The organism is Streptomyces sp. SP17BM10 (assembly GCF_036322405.1).
Classification (GTDB): domain Bacteria; phylum Actinomycetota; class Actinomycetes; order Streptomycetales; family Streptomycetaceae; genus Kitasatospora.
In genome coordinates this window covers 1-261 of sequence record NZ_JAQYXB010000143.1, presented here as the reverse complement: position 1 = coordinate 261, position 261 = coordinate 1, and the positions used below count along the sequence as shown (strand labels likewise).

General features: G+C 88.1%; 1 protein-coding gene. It reads left to right on the top strand.

Features of this window, described 5'->3' with window-relative positions; genetic code table 11:
• Positions 1-261, top strand: a 261-nt coding sequence (locus PUR71_RS00520; protein ID WP_329924283.1) for a hypothetical protein, incomplete at both ends; no start/stop codon positions are given.

The window sequence follows — 261 nt, the reverse complement described above, 5'->3', positions numbered from 1 at the left end:
CGCTCGCCGGGTTCGCCCCGGCCACCCGGGCCTGGTTCACCGGCGCCTTCCCCGCGCCCACCACCGCCCAGGCCGAGGCCTGGCGCGCCATCGGGCGGGGGACGGACGTCCTGGTGGTCGCCCCCACCGGCTCCGGCAAAAAACGGGGGGGGGGGGGGGGGGGGGGGGGGGGGGGGGGGGGGGGGGGGGGGGGGGGGGGGGGGGGGGGGGGGGGGGGGGGGGGGGGGGGGGGGGGGGGGGGGGGGGGGGGGGGGGGGGGGG